A 20,355-nucleotide genomic window follows, 5' to 3' on the forward strand; every position below is an offset into this window, starting at 1 on the left:
GGCGCAACGGCAGACGTTTGCCCAGGAACCACATGACCGATAAAGGGCGATCACGCCGGGCGCGTACCGGCGAATCTGCCCTCACTTGAATACGGCCACCGGCCCCGCCCAACCGTCCGTCACCAGGCTCCTTTTCGGAAATCCGTCGCTCAATGCACCACGGCTGGCAGGCCCATAAGAAGAGGGCCTCAGAGATACTCTGAGGCCCTCTTCTTATGCTCTTCTGGTTACTCCTGCGTCATTTGGTCTTCATACCTGAGCGTGTCCCTGGCATCGTCAATGCGCTCGGACAGTTCCTGCCACTCGGCCCGTGCGGCGTCACGCGTCCGGATCACAGCCCGGCGGGAACCGTAAGCACCGCCGTAGCGCTCCTGAGCGACCTTGCCCAGGACCCCCGCCCGCCCCAGATCATCGGCTTGCCCCGCGATCTTCATCATCGCTCGCAGGGTCGGGAAGTCACCGCCATCTCCGAACGCCTGCCGGAAGATGACGGCACTGTTTTGGGCCAGGCAGAACGCCACAGCCGCCCGCGTGGCACTCTCCACGTGCGGCACCGGTCGCATGAGCTGCGCGCCGGGCGTGGCGTCGACCTCGGTCGGAGGCACATCAACCCGGTAGCCGTTCCGCGCGGCGGCATCGCGGACGGCCCACCGGTGCAGCGTCGTACGAGAGACGGTCATCTCGCCCCCGTCGCGCCGGACGTAGACCCACGCGGGGGCATCCGTCGTGCTCTCGGAAGCCTGGCGGCAGGACGCGGAGATGTCGCGAAGTTTTTGGGCGAAGAGCAGCACCGCATCTTGGGTGACGTCATCCGAGACATCGTCCGTGCCGTACGGCGCGTGCCCCTGCTTGACGATCGTGGCGCTTCCGTCCATGCGCTTACGGGACCGTGTAGCGTCCACCGTACGGCAGTAACCGCGCGCCAGCCGCTGAATCTCCGCCCAGTCCTCTGGCGTCACTCGTGCCATATATTCCGGCGCGAGGCTTTCTCCAGGAATGTTGGTGGGAACGCTCTTTCCAGAAGCCGCGTATGACATTTTCTGCCTCCGTTTCTGCCGCACTATTGCGCGACTGCCTTCGAACTCCTCAATTACATCTCGAAACGGAGCGTTAATCAACGACATCCGGCGAGTTTTTACCATTATCCTGGCACCCTAAACGCCAAGCCACCATCGTCGAATACAGAGGAACTCAATGCGAATTGCCAGCGTAGATTTCCAAAAGGAAAACTATTCACTAGACAGGGAGGATAGAATTCCGAGAACCGCTGAATGAATAAGTGTGTAACCGGCGCCCCACCCGCCTTCTAAAGAGACGGGCTACGTCCACAAGAGTCGGGGCAGCGACTGGCCGACCCTATCCCGCCGTGAACTGTAGCTATACCGAACTCCTGGACGGCCACTCTTGAACGGCCGTTTATTGGCCTACGACTGGTCATCCGAGTGGCCGCATCAGCGGCTCCTGCGCCTGGTGCTACGCCACTGGGTCAGTCACGACACCAGGCCGAGCCAGACTGCGAAGCGCCGCAGGTCCTCGCTGAGCCGCGGCCCCCGTGCTCGCCAGCGCCTGCACAAGCTTCCGGACCATCGGATGGTTCCACGCCCGCTGCGACGCGACTGACCGAGCCCGCCGCAGATGCTCCTCAACGGTCCACATCACGCTGTTGCGATCCCTCCAGGGTGATGAGTGACCCAGGTACGTGCCGTCCCACCGGCGGAACACCCACGTTGCGATCCCTCCAGGGTGATGAGTGACCGATCTTCCCGCTGGGTTAGCGGCCGAAATCGTGCGCTAGTTGCGATCCCTCCAGGGTGATGAGTGACCACGGTCACGCTGGCATCCCGTGCGCTGGACCCGGCCTATGTTGCGATCCCTCCAGGGTGATGAGTGACCGACCGCCCTCAGCCGGGTCGTCCCCGCCGCGTCACCAGAGTTGCGATCCCTCCAGGTGATGAGTGACCGCGGCGGCCGAGCTGATCGCGCCGCTCACCCCGTGTTGCGATCCCTCCAGGGTGATGAGTGACCACCAGCATCCGCCGTTTCGGCATGGGCGTCCCCAACGTGTTGCGATCCCTCCAGGGTGATGAGTGACCGGGGTGTGCTGAAGTTCAGCGTGCTGTGCCCACGGTTGCGATCCCTCCAGGGTGATGAGTGACCCCCAGGGTAAAATGGCAGGTCAGGGGCGGTTGATCAGTATCGTAATCGAGGCCTTCTGCAGCAGTCCGGCGGTATTGCAGAAGCGCAGGTCAGAGCACCGTGTCCGTCGCACGTCAGGTGGCTCTGCGATGCACCTATTCCTCCTAACTGCTTTGACCACAGCGAGGTAATGATGCCCACAATCGCTCCACCAAGATCCTGAGCGTGACCCGTCACCCCTACGAAGCCTTTCGCGTGACTTGTTCAGCGAAAACCCGGCCCCACGGGCAACGTCCCTCGAATACCACCAGGGTGCCCGCCACGCCATCACCCAACACCTGCCGCAGTACACCGGCTTCTCTGGACACCACCACGGCAGCACCGGGATCGAAGTGTCCGACACCGGTACCCCTTCCCCCGGCTGGCCGCAGCCCAGGCGCTCGTTCCCCGGCTTCTGAGCCACGTCCCCCAAGGGTGGTGCCGGACCGACGTACGGTCAGACCAGGCCGAGCCAGGCCGCGAAGCGCCGCAAATCCTCGCTGGGCCGCGCCCCCGTGCTCGCCATCGTCTGCACAAGCTCCCGGACCATCGGATGGTTCCGCACCTGCTGCGGAGCGGCCGAGCGAGCCCGCCTCAGCGCGTCGAAGGCCTGCCCCCGGTCACCGTGGTAGTACCAGCCACGTGCCACGTCGATCCAGTGATGCCCGGCACGCACCGGCGGCAGGTCCACCGGGAAAGCCCTGTACAACGGCAACGCCCGCTCGATCGCCTTGGCCCCGTCCTCCAATTCCACAGCCGCCGACACCGCGTGCAACGCGACATTGGACGCCCTGAACTCCAGCCCGTAGTAGTTCGTTGAATCACCGGCCAGCGACTGCGCGGCCCGGCCGGCCAGCCGCAGATGCTCATCCGACAGGTCCGCGTCACCGGAGCGCGCCGCCAGCACGGACGATCTCAGATGCAACGACCCGTACAGCGCCACGGCGGCAGGCTCCATCCGCTCAGGGTCGTCACCGAGGCCGCGCCGCGTCTGCTCCATCAGTCGCAGCCCTTGCTCATAGGCGGCGACCCCGAGCAGCGAGACCCCACGCGACCACCGCGTACGCGCGACCCGCAGCGGATCACGGCTCAGCTGCGCCTCCCGCTCGATGCGCTCCAGCACGATGCCGCGCATGTCCTGGTATCCGAGCATGTGGGCGAGCGCGGAGACGCCGCCGTACGCCTCGGCCATCAGCGCATGCAGACGGGGATCGTCACGGTGGTGGATGGCGATGGACAGCTCTTCCAGCAGGGCAGGCAGCATCTCCCCGAGCCGCAGGTAACGAGCCTGCCGGCCCAGCTGCGAAGCCTCTTCGACATCCTTACGCAGCTCCTCCAGGGGCCGTGGCTCCGGCGCCTCCTCCGGTGGAAGGTCCTGGGTGAGCAGGGCGCGACGCAGCGGCTCGACGACGGCCTGGAGCCGCTGCCCCTGGCTCACGGGCTCGTGGTAGGGCTGACCGGTGATGCGCGGAACATCGACTTTCAACGCCCGCGCCACCGCGCCGATGAACGCCGGACTCGCAGGCGCATGCCCGGATTCCACCTTCGTGAGCAGGCTGTAGGAGACATGCGCGCGTGTGGCGAGGCCTCGTTGGCTGTATCCGCGTAGCTTGCGTAGCCCGGCGACCCGGACTCCGATCGTCTCGGTCACGCCCACACCCGCTTTCAGACCCTTTGAAAGCTCGTCCCGGTCTTCAGTATGACTCTGTCTAGCGTGACACAGGCTGATTCTGGCGACCGAACAGTAGCGCTGGGTGACGATGCGGTTGCCATCGAACTCGAGCAGAAGTTCCCGGCATGGGGCGTGTGGAGAAGCGACACCGGCCTCTGGTGGGCCGCGCGCCGCTCCTACCCCACCGGCGCCGAACGGAACACCAGCCTGGCGTCCTATCTCCGCGCCACCACCGCCATGGGCCTCGTCGACCTCCTCATAGATCAGGAGCAAAGCAAGTCGCCGTAGCCAACACCGGAACGCGCAATCCGTCGCCGAGCATGCCCCCCGTGTGTCCACCCATTCAAGCCCAAGGAGATACCGATGTTGGCGCGCGAAGTCGAAGCCGCCGCTGACGAGTCAGCACGCAAAGACGTCCAGGAATTGCAGCAGACCGCTCGTGGGTGGTTCCACGTGGAGTACTCCCTCCACGGGCGAGCGTTCGTCGCCTACTACCGGGGCCACTGCCCTCCAGGCGGCATCATGTGCCGGGCTGCTGTCAGCAGCCAGCTCCTCATGCTGATGGACCGTGTGGCACCGCCCGGCTGGCGCATACCGGACCTTCCGCTGGTGTCCGCTCGGCCGAGCGCGAACCGTTCCATTTCGCGGAGGTAGCCAGCCATGACGAGGCAGCGTCTTCCCACGTCCGACGCAGTTGGCCAACGCGATCCAACACGCGAGGCCGACTCGGAGGTGAGGCTCTTGGACGTCGTGTGGGAGGCGTACAAGCCCACCGGCGGCATCCTCCGCATCAGCTACACATCCTGCTGCGGGGCCTTGGAACTCGCCTCCGAGGGCGGCCACTTCTTCGTACTGCGCTCCGCCGGCGACGGCGGCTACGAGGAGACCGGCCGTGGCCTCTATCGGCAGGCAATCGACCTCTACATCGCCTTGGCCGAGCGGCACCGCGACGAGCATCTGCACCGTAGGGAGAAGCCGGCCCCAGACGCCTTCCTCAAGGGAAAGGAACGGCGCGGCTGACCAACACTTCGTACCCGCCGCCAACCATCATCGACCAGTTGCCCGTCACAACCAACCGAAGGGGACCTGCCCGTGACCACCGACAACGACGTCCAGGACGCCGCCGAGCTACGTCACGCCATGGTGCGCGAACTGCGCGATCAGGGGGCGATCCGGTCCGAGGCCGTGGCGGCGGCCGTCGCCACGGTGCCGCGTCACGTGTTCACACCGGGCGAGACGCTGAAGAGCGCCTACGCCCCGGACCATACGCCGCTCGTCAAGGCCGGCCCCAACGGCGGCAGGCATCTCAGCGTCGTCTCCGCCGCCCATCTCCAAGCCACCATGCTGGAAGCGGCCGAGATCGAACCCGGCATGCGCGTCATCGAATACGGAAGCGGCGGCTACAACGCGGCCTTGGCGGCCGAGCTCGTCGGTAAGCGCGGACACGTCACCACAGTGGACATCGACCCCGACATCGTCGCGCGAGCCCGTACCTTTCTCGACGAAGCGGGCTACCACCATGTGAACGTGATGCTGGGCGATGCGGAGCAAGGCATTCCCGGAGCTGACACTTTCGACAGAGTGATCGGCACGGCAGGGTTCTGGGACATCCCGCCCGCATGGCTGGAGCAGCTCGCCGACGACGGCCGGATCGTCGTCCCGCTCAGGTTCAAGGGGACGACCCGATGGATCGTCTTCGACCGTGACAGGTCAGGCCTCGTCAGCCGGGCCTACGGCTTGTGCTCCTTCGTGCCAGTCCAGGGGGCTGGTTCCCACACCGAGCGGACCATCACGATCGACAACGGCGTGGTGGTGTGCCTCGACGACGAGGGTCTCAACGTTGATGCGGAGGCGTTGCGCCGGGCGTTGCTTCTGCCGAGAGTCGAAGGCTGGTCCGACGCCGTGTTCGACATGCCCGACGAGCAGATGCTGTTTTTGCTCACGAACGACCCGGACATGGCGCTGCTGTATGCCGACCAGACGATCGTCGACCAGGAGCTGCTCGCACCCTCGACACTCAAGGGCGTGCCCGTCCTGATCAGCGGCGACAGCTTCGCCTACCGGGCCGCACGACCGAACACCGACATGAGCAGCGGATACGAGAGCGGCGTCTACGCCCACGGGCCGGCGGCCGAGAACCTCGCCGCCCGCTACGTGGAGTTGCTGCGCCGGTGGGCGAACAAGCATCACCGCCGCGGCGCCGCGTCCATTCGGTACATCCCCAAGCCCTCCGACCCTCCGGCCCTCTCCCCAGGAGTGGTGGCGAAGCGACACGGAACCGTCGTCGTCACCTGGCCTTAGACCGCCGGGCTCCCAGGGAGGGTCGGCCGATCTTGCCTAGGAAGCACCGGGGAATCCCACCCACCCCAACCAGAGAGGAACCGTCATGACCACGCGGACTCCCGGAGGTGCGGCAACGCTCGCACCGTCCGAACCGGAACTCGCAGACGCCGACTGGCTCGCCGACCTGGACGTGTCCATCGTCGAGTCCGGTGTGGCGGCCGAGCAACTCATTCGCATGACCGACGACGGATGCAACTCGACCTGCGGAACAGCGTGCGTCAGCTGCAAGTGAGCACCCTGCAGATATCCGTCATCTAACCCGAGCGCCCGGCCGGCGCGACTAACCGGCCGGCCGGGTCGCCTTCCAAGCCATGGGAGCGGATCATGTATCGATACCTCGACGCCGCAGTGTTGCGGGCCCCCGGGTGGCCGCCACACCAGGAGGTCGCATCATGGCCTGACCTGACCCACCAGGGCGCGGACAGCGCCTCCTGGAGAACCTGGCTGGCACGTACATGGCAGACGCCCGGTTTCGCGGCGGCCGTGGAGCAGGCCAGCCCGGATCTGGCACGGCGCGTATGCGAGATCTGCTCCGGAGAACCGATCCCTGATCAGAACGTGCGCCGTGCCGTGTTGTCCGTGATGCGTTACCTGCTGCGTGCCTCGGGTCGCGCGACACCGTTCGGCCTGTTCGCCGGGGTAGCTCCGGCTCGTATCAGTGCCGCAAGCGATCTGCCTGCGGCGCGCATCGGGGACGCACATCGTCCGATAGCCCGGGTCACAGCCGAATGGCTCGCCGCGGTCGTTCAGCGGCTGGAGGGCGAGAAAGCGCTCCGGCGACGCTTGACCGTGGTCGCCAACAACCTCGCGTTCGAACGGGACGGCCGCCTGGTGCTCGAGCACCGCGCCAGCCCCGAAGCGGGCGGCGCACCAGGAAATGTGAGCGTGCGCGCCACCGGCCCCGTATGGGCAGCGCTCTGGCTGGCGCGTGATCCGCTCCCGGTCGCGGATCTGATGGACGGGCTGTCGGCCTCGTTCCCCCGAACTGCCGAAAGCATGGTCGACGCACTCGTGGCCGAGCTGGTGGCCCAACGCCTTCTGCTCACCAGCCTGCGCCCGCCCATGACAGCCTGCGATCCGCTCCGGCGCCTCCTACGTGAGCTGGACGCGGTGAACGCGGACGAGATCGGCGACGTGGCCGACATCGTCAAGGTCCTCCGCGACGTCGCTGGCGCGCTCGACGACCATGACCGTGTACCCGCCACTCTGGCGGCCGATCATTGGGCGCGTGCGGTGGCCGCGATGGCGGCCATCCAACCCACTGAGCGTCCCCCGCTCGCGGTCGATCTGTGCCTGGACGCGCAGGTGACAGTCCCCGCGGCTGTCGCGGCAGAAGCCGCCACAGCAGCGGCCGCGATCGTCCGCCTGGCCCGCCTCCCCGCCCTCAACACGGGCTGGATGGCCTGGCATCAACGGTTCCTGGACCGCTACGGGCTGCGCGCCCTGGTCCCACTCCGAGACGTGGTCGACGCCACCATCGGGCTCGGCTACCCGGCCGGTTACGACGACGGCGACCGCATGCCCGAGGAGGCGTTGACGGACCGCGACCGCAAGCTGCTGGCGCTCGCGCACAACGCCGCGATGCGCCGCCAGCGCGAGATCCTGCTCGACGACACTGTGATTGCCGACCTCGGCGGGGTGGCCCCCGACGCGCCGGTTCAACCCTCCACGGACCTGACCATGCGAATCGACGCACCCAGCCCCACCGCGTTGGCCCAGGGCCGATTCACGCTCACCATCGTCGGGGCGTCACGCGCCGCGGGAACCATCACCGGCCGGTTTCTCGACATGTTCGATGACGAGCATCGGCAGCGGATGAGCACCCTGTACGCGGGCGTGCCCACGGGCACCCGGGACGCGCTCGCCGTCCAGGTGTCGGCGCCCGCGCCGTACATCGGCACCGACAACGTCGCCCGCGCTCCCCAAGTGCTGCCGCAGGTGTTAACGGTCGGCGACTACCCCGGCGGCGCGCACGTACTCGCGCTGGATGACCTCGCCGTCACCGCGGACCTGCATGGCATCTACCTGGTGTCACTGTCGCGTCGCCGCGCCGTCGAGCCGGTGATCTACAACGCGGTCAATCTGATCCAGCACACGCACCCGCTGGCGCGGTTCATCCTCGAAGCGCCACACGCTCTCCAGGTCCCGTGCACAGGCTTCGATTGGGGTCTCGCATCGGCGCTGCCGTTCGTCCCCGCACTGCGCTACCAGCGCACGATCATCTCCCCCGCCCGGTGGCGGCTCACCGCAGCCGACCTGCCCGCTCCTTCGGCCGACTGGACAGAATGGGACAACGCCTTCACCGCCTGGCGGGAGGTGGTGGCGCTGCCGGAAACGGTCAGTCTTGGAGGCGGCGACCAGCACCTGCGGCTCGGCCTCTGCGAACCCGCGCACCGCGTCCTGCTGCGCGCCCAGGTCGACCGTACCGGCACCGCGGTGCTGCGCGTCGCCCCCGACGCGAACGCGGCCGGGTGGATCGGCGGTCGCGCCCACGAGGTCGTGATCCCTCTCGCCGCGACCAGCCCGCCCGCCGAACCGCCTCGGCTCACGAACGAGGTGACCTCCCGCGGCCACGGTCACCTACCGAGCCAGGATGGGCGGCTGTCGCTCAAGCTGTACTGCCACCCCGACAGGCACGATGCCATCCTCACCCGCCACCTTTCACGCCTGGTGGAAACGCTCGGCAACGAAGCGCGGTGGTGGTTTCTGCGCTACCACGACCCCCACCACCATCTCCGTATCCGCCTCGCCGTGCCTGACCACACGTACGCCGACGCCGCTGCCGAGGTCACCGCGTGGAGCGAGCACGTGCGCCAGGCCGGGCTGACGTCGCGGGTGCAGTGGGACACCTACTTCCCGGAAACCGCGCGCTTCGGCGGCCCTTCCACCATGGACGCGGTCGAGGCCTACTTCGCCGCCGACTCGGCCACCGTCGTCGCCCAACTGACCGCGATCATTGCTCGGAAAGGGCCCCACCCGCACGCCCTGACCGCCGCCAGCCTGCTCGACATCGCCTCCTCCTTCCTCGGTGACCACGTCACGGCGATGCGATGGCTGATCAACCATGCCCAAGCGGATGCTTCCGCTCCCGACCGGGCTGTCTACAACCAGGCCATACGCCTGGCCCGACCCGACGATCACAGAGCCCTGGCCGCCTATCTGGAAGGCGAACAGATCGTCTCCTGGTGGACGCGCCGCCGGAAGGCACTCGCCTCCTACCGCCGCGCACTCGAGGAGGCGGGCACGATTCCCCCGGCTGCCGTGCTGCCCGATTTGCTGCACCTGCACCACGTCCGCATGGCCGGCACGTCGCCGGCCAGCGAGCGGGCGTGCCTGCACCTGGCCCGCGCCGCCGCCTTGAGCTGGACCTCCCGTCCCAAGAGGAGCAGGCCATGAACGAGTCACACGGAAACGCCCTGGCCGTAGCCGATGCCATTGCCACGTCGCTGGCCGATCCGCAGCCGTGGACCGCCCAGCCACCAGGCGACGGCCTGGTCTGGCCACAGTCGTTGTGGGCGGGAGCGGCGGGGATCGCCCTGCTGCACATCGAGCGTTCCCGCTCCGGTCACGGTGACCCAGAGATCGTGCACGCCTGGCTGGAAGTGGCCGCCTCCGGCGCGTTGACGAAGGCGGCGAACGCGAACCTGTTCTTCGGCGCTCCCGCGCTGGCCTTCACCATGTACACGGCCGGGGGCACCACAGGCCGCCACCAGCGAGCGCTGGAGCGCCTGGACGATGCGGTCACGTCGATAACCCGCACCCGCCTGACCGCAGCGCACACGCGCATCGCCCGCGGCGAGCAACCCGAAATGAAGGAGTTCGACCTGGTTCGCGGACTGGCCGGCCTGGGCGCCTACCACCTCAGCCGCCATCCGGACCATCCGCTCACAGCCGACGTGCTGTCCTACCTGGTGCGCCTGACCGAGCCGCTGCACGCAGGCGGCGAGCTGCCCCCATGGTGGACGACCGTCGCGCCCAATGGGGAGCCCAGCTCGGACTACCCACACGGGCATGGCAACCTGGGCATGTCCCACGGCATCTGCTCGGCGCTGGCTCTGCTGTCCCTGGCTGTGATCCGCAACGTCGGCGTGGCCGGCGCGAAAGAGGCGATCGAACGCATCTGCACCTGGACCGACACTTGGCGACAGCAGGACAACGCAGCCGCGTGGTGGCCTGGTGTGATCACCATCAAGCAGGTACGCGAGCAACGCACCGACCCCTCGCAGCGCCCCCGGCCGTCGTGGTGCTACGGGATCAGCGGCACGGCTCGCGCCAACCAGCTGGCCGGCCTGGCGCTCGCCGACGAGAGACGGCAGAAGGCCGCCGAAGAGGCGATGCTCGCCACCCTGCGCGATCCCATCCAACTCGATCGCCTCCCGGAGATCGGACTGTGCCATGGCACGGCTGGGCTGCTCCACTCCACTTGGCGGATGGCCTCCGACGCTGGCTCACCCCAGCTCGCCGACGAGCTCCCGCACATAGCCGCCCGGCTCACCGCACAACTCTCCCGCCCCGCAACGTTGGAACTTCTCGACGGCGCTGCGGGGGCCGCGCTCGCGCTGCACTCCTTCGCCACCGGCACCGTGGTGTCGGGCTGGGACACTTTCCTGCTCTTGGGCTGACTTGGAGTCGACCGCATGGATGCTCGCCCGTGGCGGCAGATCAACGTCGCCTTCCATGATTGGGCTGAAGCCGAACACACCGCCGTGACCCATCTCGCCCCGCTGCTGGCTGGGACCGAAGACGAACGACTCATCACCGCATGGTTCTTCATGCGTAAGACGCCCTGCTGGCGCATCCGCTACGTCCCTACCTGCGACCGGATGCAGACGCACCTACAGGGTCAGCTAGACAACCTCATCCGGCAAGGTCACATCAACACCGCGACCGAGGTCATCTACGAGGCCGAACCGCACGCCTTCGGCGGTGCCGACGCCATGACGTGCGCCCATGACCTGTTCCACCTCGACAGCCGGCACCTGCTCGCCTACTTCGCCCGCCATCCAGGCGTGAAGCGCCGCCGCGAACTGTCAATCCTGCTGTGCACCACCTTGCTGCGCTCAGCAGGGCTGGACTGGTACGAGCAGGGCGACGTGTGGGCGCGGGTAGCCGACCACCGCGACCTCCCCGACCCTCTTTCCCCGGAGCGGCGACAGGCGCTGGAGGTCGACCTGCGCCGGCTGATCAGCGTGGAAACCCAGCCTCTGATACGCAGCCAGGGACTCCTCACCTTCGCCGAGCAGTGGTCAGCCGCTTACGAGACAACCGGCCGTGAACTGGCTGCTCTGTCCGCCAAGGGGTTATTACGCCGCGGCCTGCGTGCCGTCCTGGCCCACCACATCATCTTCGCGTGGAACCGGCTCGGCATGCCCTACGCCAGCCAGGCCGTGCTTGCCCACACCGCCAGAGACGTCGTTTTCGGACGCGACCCCCAAGTCACCGAGTCCGAGGACTCAAGGAGCAGAAGACATGACCCCCTCGCTGCAGCAGGTCGCGCAACGCTTCCCCCTGATCGCGCGACCCCGCCCGGCGTGCCTGCCCCTCCGGACACGCATCGCCGAGCTACGCAACCTCAGCGATGAGGTCGCCCGCGGCACGGAGGCCGGCCACCTCACGCTCGCTGCCGAGACGCTGAACAAGTCGGCGCTGATCGCCAGCGACTGCGGCATCTCCGCTCTGGCCCGTTCCCTGTGCTGGCGCCACTTCTCCGCCTACCTGCCCGCCTGGCCACTGGACGCCTCCCGGGCACGCTCGGCCCTGGAGCCGCTCATCAACCTCGCCCGGCTGGCCATCCGCGAGCACGACGGCGCCCGCGGCTACCTCCTGCTGCACGGCCTCTTCCACGCCGTCAGCAGCGCGGGCACCGCCGACATCGACGGCCGCCATATCCCGTTCGGCGGCCTTACCCGTACCGACGCCGAGCTCCACACGGTTCGCACGTGGTTGTGGGGCGTCTTCCTGAACGAGGGCATCCGGGCGCTCATCAGCGCGGGCCAGTGGGACCAGGCGGTCGCCCACGCACAGCGATACCGCGGCGTCGGCCGAAGACTCCTGGACGGCCGGCAGGCCACCATCATCGCTCACTGCCTCGCCGGAGACACCGACACCGCCCTGAGGCTTGTCGCAGACAGCGCACCCAAGCAACCGTGGGAACACGCAATCGCAGGGTGCCTGGACGCGCTGTGTAACCGTGTGGCCGGACGCTCGCCCGGCGATACGCTTGCCGCAGTCCAACGCCGCTATCTGGAGCTCGACCGGGCGCCGGAGCTGCTGGTCTTCCGAACACGCCTCGGCCTGACCATTTTCGACCTGGCCGCCGACATCGATGAGCCTTCAGCCGACCGTTTGTTCTCCTCCCTGATCGGCAACGTCCTCGCCTCTGGGGACGGATACGCCGCTCGGGAAGGCCTCGCACACGCTGGGCACCCGACGTTGCCTCCCGTCGCTGAGGAGGCAATGATCGCCGCTGTACACGCTGCTGGGCTCGAGGCCGGAACGATCCCTGACCCGGCGATGGCCGATCTCCTCGCTGCCGCGGAACGGTGCGAGAAGGCAATAGGACAGAGCCTCCCCGCATCCCTTCCGTAGCCGTTGCCGTTGCCCACGAGGAGACCCGAACGTCAGCTATGACCGTAATAAGACGCGCATCGCCCTCTCCCTTCGTCTTCGCCGGGAAACCTTGGCTCCGGCGTCCTCGCTCTCGCGGGAGTTTCATGGCAGCAGCTCATCCATGTACGACGACATGTCCGCCAGCACGATCGGTGCGTCCTCCGTCGTGAGCACGTCGGCCCACACGGTCTTCCATCCGCGAGCGTCCAGGCGTACGCCCCACTGTTGCGCCAGCTGTTCGACGAGACGCAGGCCTCGTCCATGACAATCGCCGTCGTCGGGATCACGAGGGCGAGGAAGGGTTGTGCCTCCTTCGTCGGTCACCTCGATACGGGCCAGGCCATCGCCGAACGCGATCACGTCGGTGGTGACCAGTCCTCCGGGCCATCCCGATCGGCTGTGGACCACCGCGTTCGTCACCAACTCGCTCGTCACGAGCTGGGCGCCATCGACGCTCTGGTGTTGCGCGACTGTCAGCGTGTCTCCCACGAAACGCCGGAGCAGCGGCACTGAGCGTGCCATTCCCGGCAGCACCATTTCGCCGAGGAATTCGCCATTCACCGGACCGACCAGCTGCGCGCGACCAGCCTGGCCGAATAGCTGTACTGTTGTTCTCGATTTACCCCGAATGTCCACTTTGTTTCCACGGTCCGACCTTTCGTCTGCGGCGCTGGGCAACCTTTCGCCCGGACATGTCGCGTCAATCGGTGCACCATGTAGACGCACAGGTAACCGTTGATTACGCAAAGTCATCATGCAGTTGCACTGTTCATCCTGTCAATGCACAGTGCAGATTCGGAGTGCTTCAAGCAATGAGATAGTGATGTCGGTTGACGGTCTGGCACACTGCCTCCATGCCACCGCCCCACAGCCCCACGGTGAGACTCCGGCGTCTCGCGCGCGAACTACGCAAAACGCGCGAAGAAAGAGGTCTGACGCCTGAAGCTGCCGCCGCCCAGCTCGGATGGAGCCGCAGCAAGGTCAGTCGCATCGAAACAGGCCGGACGATGGCAAGCCCCAAAGATGTCGCCTCCGTCTGCGACCTCTACGGCGTAGGGTTCGACGTCCGAGCCGGACTGATCCAACTGGCGAAGGACGTCCGGCAACGCGGCTGGTGGACGGCCTACGCCGACGTCTTCACCGGCTCCTACATCGGCCTCGAAGACGAGGCCCACCTGATCCGCCAGTGGGAAGCACAACTCGTCCCCGGGCTCCTCCAGACGGAGGACTACGCCCGAACGGTGATCACCGCTCTCCGCCCCGGCGATGACGTCCAACGCCGGGTCATGGCCCGCATGGCGCGACGCACCCTGCTCAGCAGACCCGACGCCCCCGAACTGTGCGCAATACTCGACGAAGCCGTCCTACGCCGCCCGGTCGGCGGCTCTCAAGTGATGTACGAGCAGCTCGAAGCACTCCTGATCGCCAGCCGGCGCCCCAACGTAATGATCCACGTCCTCCCTTACGAGGCAGGGGCCCACGCGGGGCTGGAAGGAGCCTTCACCGTGCTCAGCTTCGCCGAGGAGATCGACCCCGACGTGGCATACGTGGAGGGCACCGCAGGCGACATATACGTCGAAAGCACAGAGCAAGTCGACCGCTGTAAGCTCATCTTCGAACGCATCCAAAAGGCCGCACTGCCCTCAGACGACTCCCTCCAGATGATCAACGAGATCAAGGAAGCCCTCTGCCATGGTTGATCTATCGCAGGCTATCTGGGTCAAGAGCAGCCGCAGCGGCGGTGGAAACAACTGCGTCGAAGTAGCGCGCAACCTCCCCGGCGTCATCGCCGTCCGAGACAGCAAGAACCCCAACGGTCCAGCCTTGGTATTCACCCACTCCGAGTGGGTGGCATTCTTAACAGGAGCCAAAAACGGGGAATTCGACCTAGCCTGACAAAGGTCCTTCTCCCAAGCCACCTTAGATGGGTTCAGATATGCCCTGCTGAGCCTCTCATAGTTGAGAAACGCTACACTTCGTCCACAAATAGAATAGCCGACTCCCACCGGGTGTTGTAAACCTTTTGACGCCCCAGGCTCGATCCGCTACATCACGACGGACCAAAGCTACTACAGCATGGGCCAGAACGCGAAGCCCACAGTTATGGCCATTATCATCAGCGAGACAACTTCAAAAAGCAAAGCCACGAGCAAAACGCGAGCACGCAATCGGTTTGCTTTTCTAAGCCCGACCAACACCTGCGCCTGAATTTTCTGCTCTACCTGCGCGCTCTCACGGTCAGTTGCGTCCCAGTCGGCGCGGGCGGCACTCTCCGCCAGGTCCGTGGCATCAATGATGGGAATCTTTGCCGGTACGTTGATGAGCAGCCCAGCAGCGCAAGCTGCCACGAGTCCTGCGAGGGCCGCCATAAGAAGGGGCGGGAGTGTGGGTGGCAGCGCAACAGACGGATTCTTCGTGCCCAGTGTGATGAAACCGAGGGTGATGGCAATGAGGGTGCCGGACGTTGAGATAACGGCGATACCGCGCTGTTCGAGCGATCCCTTTCTCGCGCGTTCGTCCGTCAACTGATCTACGAGGAGCGAGTAGTGCCGGCCGCGCGATATTTCGTCTCCCATCAGCCACGACCAAGCCGCAGCGAGGGACCGGATCGCTCCGGCAGCGCCAGAGCAAGAATAGGCCATTCTAGTAGCCGCCAGCTTAGCAGGACTCGGGAATCGGCCCGCTCCAGCCCTAATCCTTCGGCGGCCGTCACTACCGCGTCGATAAGCCGAATATCTCCACCGAGAGTGTCGAGCTCGCTCTTCAGCCGGCGGACTTCCTCCTCATGTACACGCGCTCGCTCAGCCGCTCCTATGACGGTTTCCTCGGGAGGATGCATTATCTTTGTCAGGTCTCGATGGTATTCAGGATAGCCGTCGTTCATCTTAGACAATGTGCGGCGCAATCTCTTCGGCAAAGTGCCGAACCTCCCCGCGTACAGCAAGTCGAGCAGTCGCGCCGCGCGGAGGTCTTCATCAGCAGCCAGTGGGGAGCGTTGACTCAGGCGCGCGCCCATCCATCTACACAAGTCGGCTGCCTCGCCGTCACATTGTCCTGCGACCTGCGTCAGTTCTCGGGCCAACTGAGCCCTGTGCCAATTCCATTCGCGGTAGAGCACCTCAGCCGGGCGGAGGCGCCGTTCCGCGTGCCACTCCTGCGTAGCGGCATTGAGTTCGGCCTCCTTCTGACGGATCTGGCTGCTCATCGGCTCTATCGCAACCATAGTGAGCTTGAGCAGCTGATATACGGTGGTGTGCTTGGTAAGTTCCACCGCAACCGCCCGCTCTTCGTGCAAGGAGACGACCACAGCGCAGGGCAACAGCGTCTCGGAGATACCGAAAAAGTCTCGTAGTTCAGTGGCCAATATAGTGAAAGCCTCCTGGTGCTCCTCCTTTCCAGCCACTAAGGTCGGGGCGACGATTGCATGAGGAGCTGGGTACCGACACGCCATCTGCACCGTCGGCCATCTCGGTTCCAGAAGCTTCGCTTCATTGCCGTAAAAGCGCATGTCGCGTACCTCTGTTCCGGCACCACCTACATGCCTGGATAGAAGTACACTGCCACCGGGCCTGGGAGCGATCACTGCGAGATAGCGTCGTGTGAGGTCGTGAATGCTGCTCCAATCCTGAAGAAAGTCCAGATGGAGCTGCGATTCGTCCGCCGAGCGACAGATGACGAACACCAGTCCAGCGAAGCCGCCACCACCCACCGTGGGGAACGACATCTTCAGTAGTTTCCCTACCGGCACGTCAGTCAAAAACATGTTCGCCTCGCACTGCTCATTTCCGGTGGTATGGACACTACCCAATGCAATGTATTGCTGCGCGTGGATCGATGATGCTACATGTCTTCCACGCGCCAGAACCACGGGCTGACAGAGTTGAAGCGTTCTGCCAGGTTGCGCAAGCCGGCCAGCATGCGGGTGTGGTGTCCGGGACTGACCCAGTAGCTGATCACTACGCTGGTATGGTCCAAGTGGGACAGCAGGAAGGCGAACGCGCAGGTACCGGGCCTTAACCTGTTGCTGGGCTACGATCTAGGATCGTGGCGAGTGGCGCCAGCAGGCGACTGTAGAGCCGTCCGGGGACGGCTGCCGCACAGAACTTGTTGTCTACGCCGAGTCCACACAGCGCGGTCTGGCCCGAGAATCGACTGCCTGCGAGGGCAGGCGGCGTGCAGGGATCCAGTACGGCCATATAAGTGCAGGTCGCAGCATCATAGACGTCACCCGTCCAGACGCGACAACAGCCATCCCAGGGCGCAGACTGCCAGGCGTATCGTGCCGAGCATAACGGCGCGCACGCGCAGATCGGCGTCATACCCGGCGATAAGGCCGGGCGATCTTCGCCTCTGGAGCGCTGGATAAAGGTTAAGTAATGATCGTCTAGCTCGGCCGTGAGCTGCTACAGGATGACAGCTACCCTGATCTAACAACTATCTGTAGCAACACAACATCTCTCTGTAAGGGTTCCGGTAGGTGAGGATAGATTCGCCGCAATTTGGACGGAGCTTGCCCGTGGTGGCCATGATCGTCGCCGCAACAGGTGGCCTGGTTGCCTGCCGGTCCAACGGCTCCCTTCCCGAACCGCTTTCTTCAGCCGCGTCGCCGCTCACTACGACCCTCACACCAACACCCAGTCCCACCACCGACCAGGACGCCGTCCTGACCGTGTACCGGGAGCTGTACCGCGCTGGTCCACGCGCCGAACAAGCTCCTCCCGAAGAGCGCAGGGCGATTCTCGAGCCGATCGTGACGCAATCCCTTCTAACCACGATGGTGAAGGGCATCGCCAAACTGCGCGCCAGAGGCCGGATGACCTACGGGTACCCCATACTGCACCCTTACGACGTGCAGATTCGAGGCGATCGAGCTGTCCTGCACGATTGCCAGGACGGTACAAACGGAGGCCATGCGGATCATCGCACCGGAAAACGCCTCACCCATGGCATGCCCGGCACTCACATGGTCGCCGCCTTGGCGAAGGAGGCGGACGGCGTGTGGAGGGTCGCAAAGGTCGACCAAGTGGATGAACCATGCTCGCCGGCTCCGTGACTAATCTCCTGCTTGCCGGACTTGTTCTCGTGCCGGGCAACGACGACGGCAACAGCGTCGGCGTCTCGCGCAGCTATTTCGACTACCTCATTTCTGCCCGCGACAAATCCCCTCGCAGGCTCTCGGCCACGGTGGGTAGAGCGAAACCGCGGGTCACTTGCTCGTACCAGAGGTGGTGGTACGAGCACGGGCTCCAGAAGGTGGGCCACGAGTACGCCGACCCCGACAAGAAGCTCAGTACCGAGCCGGTGAAGGACGGCGCCTGGTACCTGGTCAAGTGTTCCAACGGAACCCGGAACATCGTCTGGATCGAGAACAAGCGTGCCCCTGCCGTCATCGCCGAGCAACTCGCTCAGCGGGCGTACAAGCGCATCCCGATCGCGCCGCCGCGGGTGCTCACGGCTCCGCCACGTGGACGGGACGGGCTGGTAGGGCTTCCGCACTGGTTCTACCTGGCCAAGGGGCAGTGGACGGCCAGGACCAAGCGGCTACGTACCGGCGGAGTCTGGGCCGAAGCCACGGCGAGGCCGCAGCGGATGACCATCGACACAGGCGAGGGCCACACCATCACCTGCAATGGGCCGGGAACCGCCTACGAACCCAGCCGGCCCGCGGCGCGCCAGAGCTCCACCTGCTCGTACCGCTTTCAACGTCCGGCGAACGCACGCCGCGTGACCGTGTCGGTCACATGGGGTGGCACGTGGCACGGTTCCGGCGGTGCGGGTGGCGCGCTGCCGGCGATCACCAGGTCGGTCACGTTCCCGGTCCGCGTCGTCGAGGCGCAGGCGCTGGTCACGAAGGGATAGAGGTTGATGCTGCTTCAGCGGCTCTCGCCGCCCAGGGAGATGGGCCAGTTGCGTCCGTTGCCGAGCCGGCGCAGCCCGATGATGCTCGTGGTCGGCGTCGCGTTGACCGCTCTGGGGGCGTTGGGGGCCTGGCAGGTGTACGGGGCCGCCAGCCAGCGGGTGCCGGTGCTGGTCATGGCGCGTGATGTGCCGGTCGGCCAGCAGATCCAGGCGCAGGACCTGCGTACGGTCGCGCTCGGCGTGGACGCGGCCGTCCAGTCCGTCGACGCGACAGGCAAGAGCACCCTGATCGGAAAGCGCGCCGCGGTGGACCTGAAGGCGGGCAGCCTGCTCTCCCCCGCACACGTGACCGAGACCTTGGTACCGGGGCCGGGCGAGGTCGTGGTGCCGGTGGCGCTGAAGCCCAGCCGCCTCCCGGCCCGAGGAATCCAGCCCGGTGACCGCGTCGTGGCCACCGCCGTGTCCTCGGGTGAGGCGGGCCGTGGGCCGGCGCAGGACCACCATGCCAGGGTGGACCGGGTCGGCCAGCCGGACGCCGACGGGCTGGTCGTGGTCGATCTGATCGTCCCGGCCGCAGCCGGTACGGCGCTGGCCCGCCAGGCGGCCGAGGGCACCGTCGCGATCGTGCTGCAGTCGCGGGCCGGGTGAGCGCGTCCATGCTGATCGTCCTGTGTTCCGGCGGGCACAGCCCCGGCGTGACGACGGCCGGGCTGGCGTTGACCCTCGCCTGGCCGCGTACCGTGCTGTTCGCCGAGTGCGACCCGGCCGGTGGGAGCGTCCTGTCGGGGTTCCTGGCCGGTCAGCTGCAGGATCGCGGGCTGGGCGAGTGGGCGGTGCAGCTGCGGCGGAGCGCCGATGCGACGTCCACGCTGGCCGAGCAGGTGCTGCAGCTCAACGGCCCGGACAGCCGCCGGATCCTGCCGGGTCTGGCGAGCCCTTCCCAGGTGTCGGCGGTCCAGCCGCTGTGGCGGGACATCGCCGAGACCTTCGCCACCATGTCCGGGGATGTGATCGTCGACCTCGGGCGCATCGGCGGGGCGGAGACGCCTGTTCCCCTGCTGGCCGGTGCGGATCATGTCCTTGTCCTTACCCGGCCGACGCTGCGGGACCTGTCCGCGCTCGCTCCCCGTCTCGCCACGATCACGGCGGCACGAGGCCACCGGCCGAGCCCGCGCGTGCTGCTGACCAGCGACGGACCCTACGGGCGCAGGGAGGTGGCCAAGACGCTGGACATCGACGTGGTGGGCCACCTTCCGCGTGATCCGAAGGCAGCGGCGGTCCTGACGCACGGCACGGGCAGCGAGCGTCATCTGTCACGATCCCTGCTCCTGCGCGCGGCACGGTCGCTCGGGACCAAGCTGGGCGAGCAGGTGCCGGCATCGTGAGCTTCGACGTGCAACGAGCCGTACGGGAGCTCGTGCCGCAGGTGACCGAGGCGCTCGACAACGCAACGGTCACCGGTGACGAGGCCGTCCGGGAGTACGCGCGGGCGGTCATCATCGACCTGGTCCGCGAGTACACCGACGGCCGGACCCTCGCAGGCAGGAGCGCGCCCACCCTGCCGGAGGAGCGGCTGCTGGCCGAGGCCGTACACAACGAGATCTTCGCGTTGGGACGGCTGCAACCGTTCGTCGACGACCCCGACGTGGAGAACATCGACGTCAACGGCTGCGACCAGGTGTGGATCACCTACTCCG

19 protein-coding genes, 1 pseudogene and 1 CRISPR repeat array are annotated in these 20,355 nt (G+C 66.3%); of the genes and pseudogenes, 15 read left to right on the forward strand and 5 right to left on the reverse strand.

All coding sequences use genetic code 11. From position 1 onward, the window contains the following. Positions 1–227: 227 nt before the first annotated feature. Together ABGA98_RS41995 and ABGA98_RS42000 are read right to left on the reverse strand one after the other, a co-directional pair. Complete coding sequence (locus ABGA98_RS41995) at positions 228–875, reverse strand: hypothetical protein (protein ID WP_347624061.1); 648 nt, start codon at positions 873–875, stop codon at positions 228–230. 787 nt (positions 876–1,662) lie between these two features. Then, a CRISPR array of direct repeats spans positions 1,663–2,157; the repeat unit is 30 nt; unit sequence GTTGCGATCCCTCCAGGGTGATGAGTGACC. A 475-nt stretch (positions 2,158–2,632) separates the two neighbouring features. Then, positions 2,633–3,826 (reverse strand): helix-turn-helix transcriptional regulator, encoded by a 1,194-nt coding sequence (locus ABGA98_RS42000; RefSeq protein WP_347624062.1) that lies wholly within the window; start codon positions 3,824–3,826, stop codon positions 2,633–2,635. Positions 3,827–3,889: 63 nt separating this feature from the next. Here ABGA98_RS42000 and ABGA98_RS42005 point away from each other — a divergent pair, with 63 nt between their 5' ends. The 8 genes from ABGA98_RS42005 (at position 3,890) to ABGA98_RS42040 (ending at position 12,778) form a co-directional block, all read left to right on the forward strand. Continuing rightward, positions 3,890–4,135, forward strand: coding sequence for a hypothetical protein (locus tag ABGA98_RS42005; RefSeq protein WP_347624063.1), 246 nt, complete (start codon positions 3,890–3,892; stop codon positions 4,133–4,135). Positions 4,136–4,588: 453 nt separating this feature from the next. Continuing rightward, the gene (locus ABGA98_RS42010; protein WP_347624064.1) at positions 4,589–4,867 is read left to right on the forward strand and encodes a hypothetical protein; all 279 of its coding nucleotides are present in this window, start codon (positions 4,589–4,591) and stop codon (positions 4,865–4,867) included. Positions 4,868–4,939: 72 nt separating this feature from the next. Next, on the forward strand, positions 4,940–6,148 hold the full coding sequence (gene fxlM, locus ABGA98_RS42015) for a methyltransferase, FxLD system (RefSeq protein WP_347624065.1): 1,209 nt from the start codon (positions 4,940–4,942) through the stop codon (positions 6,146–6,148). Between the two features lie 85 nt (positions 6,149–6,233). Further along, a complete protein-coding gene (locus tag ABGA98_RS42020) occupies positions 6,234–6,422 on the forward strand; it encodes an FxLD family lanthipeptide (RefSeq protein WP_347624066.1) in 189 nt (62 codons plus the stop codon). Between the two features lie 92 nt (positions 6,423–6,514). Beyond that, positions 6,515–9,586, forward strand: coding sequence for a lantibiotic dehydratase (locus ABGA98_RS42025; protein WP_347624067.1), 3,072 nt, complete (start codon positions 6,515–6,517; stop codon positions 9,584–9,586). Beyond that, on the forward strand, positions 9,583–10,812 hold the full coding sequence (locus ABGA98_RS42030; RefSeq protein ID WP_347624068.1) for a lanthionine synthetase C family protein: 1,230 nt from the start codon (positions 9,583–9,585) through the stop codon (positions 10,810–10,812). The genes ABGA98_RS42025 and ABGA98_RS42030 overlap by 4 nt, the downstream gene beginning before the upstream one ends. A gap of 15 nt (positions 10,813–10,827) precedes the next feature. Beyond that, on the forward strand, positions 10,828–11,772 hold the full coding sequence (locus tag ABGA98_RS42035; protein WP_347624069.1) for a thiopeptide-type bacteriocin biosynthesis protein: 945 nt from the start codon (positions 10,828–10,830) through the stop codon (positions 11,770–11,772). After that, complete coding sequence (locus ABGA98_RS42040) at positions 11,660–12,778, forward strand: hypothetical protein (RefSeq protein ID WP_347624070.1); 1,119 nt, start codon at positions 11,660–11,662, stop codon at positions 12,776–12,778. The genes ABGA98_RS42035 and ABGA98_RS42040 overlap by 113 nt, the downstream gene beginning before the upstream one ends. A gap of 123 nt (positions 12,779–12,901) precedes the next feature. Here ABGA98_RS42040 and ABGA98_RS42045 read toward each other — a convergent pair whose 3' ends face one another. Further along, complete coding sequence (locus ABGA98_RS42045) at positions 12,902–13,435, reverse strand: ATP-binding protein (protein WP_347624071.1); 534 nt, start codon at positions 13,433–13,435, stop codon at positions 12,902–12,904. 218 nt (positions 13,436–13,653) lie between these two features. Here ABGA98_RS42045 and ABGA98_RS42050 point away from each other — a divergent pair, with 218 nt between their 5' ends. Then, positions 13,654–14,499: a helix-turn-helix transcriptional regulator gene (locus ABGA98_RS42050; RefSeq protein ID WP_347624072.1), complete on the forward strand. Its 846-nt coding sequence runs from the start codon at positions 13,654–13,656 to the stop codon at positions 14,497–14,499. Next, the gene (locus tag ABGA98_RS42055) at positions 14,492–14,695 is read left to right on the forward strand and encodes a DUF397 domain-containing protein (RefSeq protein WP_347624073.1); all 204 of its coding nucleotides are present in this window, start codon (positions 14,492–14,494) and stop codon (positions 14,693–14,695) included. The genes ABGA98_RS42050 and ABGA98_RS42055 overlap by 8 nt, the downstream gene beginning before the upstream one ends. A gap of 173 nt (positions 14,696–14,868) precedes the next feature. On the opposite strand, the gene ABGA98_RS42060 is transcribed toward ABGA98_RS42055, so the two are convergent. After that, on the reverse strand, positions 14,869–15,324 hold the full coding sequence (locus ABGA98_RS42060; protein ID WP_347624074.1) for a hypothetical protein: 456 nt from the start codon (positions 15,322–15,324) through the stop codon (positions 14,869–14,871). A 50-nt stretch (positions 15,325–15,374) separates the two neighbouring features. Continuing rightward, the gene (locus tag ABGA98_RS42065) at positions 15,375–16,667 is read right to left on the reverse strand and encodes a hypothetical protein (protein ID WP_347624075.1); all 1,293 of its coding nucleotides are present in this window, start codon (positions 16,665–16,667) and stop codon (positions 15,375–15,377) included. Positions 16,668–17,315: 648 nt separating this feature from the next. On the opposite strand from ABGA98_RS42065, the gene ABGA98_RS42070 reads away from it, so the two are divergent. From ABGA98_RS42070 to ABGA98_RS42090, 5 genes and pseudogenes are all read left to right on the forward strand, one after another. Then, positions 17,316–17,852 (forward strand): hypothetical protein, encoded by a 537-nt coding sequence (locus tag ABGA98_RS42070; protein WP_347624076.1) that lies wholly within the window; start codon positions 17,316–17,318, stop codon positions 17,850–17,852. Further along, complete coding sequence (locus ABGA98_RS42075; RefSeq protein WP_347624077.1) at positions 17,849–18,658, forward strand: hypothetical protein; 810 nt, start codon at positions 17,849–17,851, stop codon at positions 18,656–18,658. Before ABGA98_RS42070 ends, ABGA98_RS42075 begins: the two co-directional genes overlap by 4 nt. A gap of 6 nt (positions 18,659–18,664) precedes the next feature. Next, entirely contained in the window at positions 18,665–19,306 is a 642-nt protein-coding gene (locus tag ABGA98_RS42080) for an SAF domain-containing protein (protein WP_347624078.1), read from the forward strand. Between the two features lie 8 nt (positions 19,307–19,314). Beyond that, the gene (locus ABGA98_RS42085; RefSeq protein WP_347624079.1) at positions 19,315–20,043 is read left to right on the forward strand and encodes a hypothetical protein; all 729 of its coding nucleotides are present in this window, start codon (positions 19,315–19,317) and stop codon (positions 20,041–20,043) included. Further along, a pseudogene (locus tag ABGA98_RS42090) lies at positions 20,040–20,355 on the forward strand (hypothetical protein); the annotation flags it as partial. The gene ABGA98_RS42085 and the pseudogene ABGA98_RS42090, both read left to right, overlap by 4 nt.

Origin of the sequence: Nonomuraea sp. B1E8, from assembly GCF_039871515.1 — a bacterium.
Classification (GTDB): Bacteria; Actinomycetota; Actinomycetes; order Streptosporangiales; family Streptosporangiaceae; genus Nonomuraea.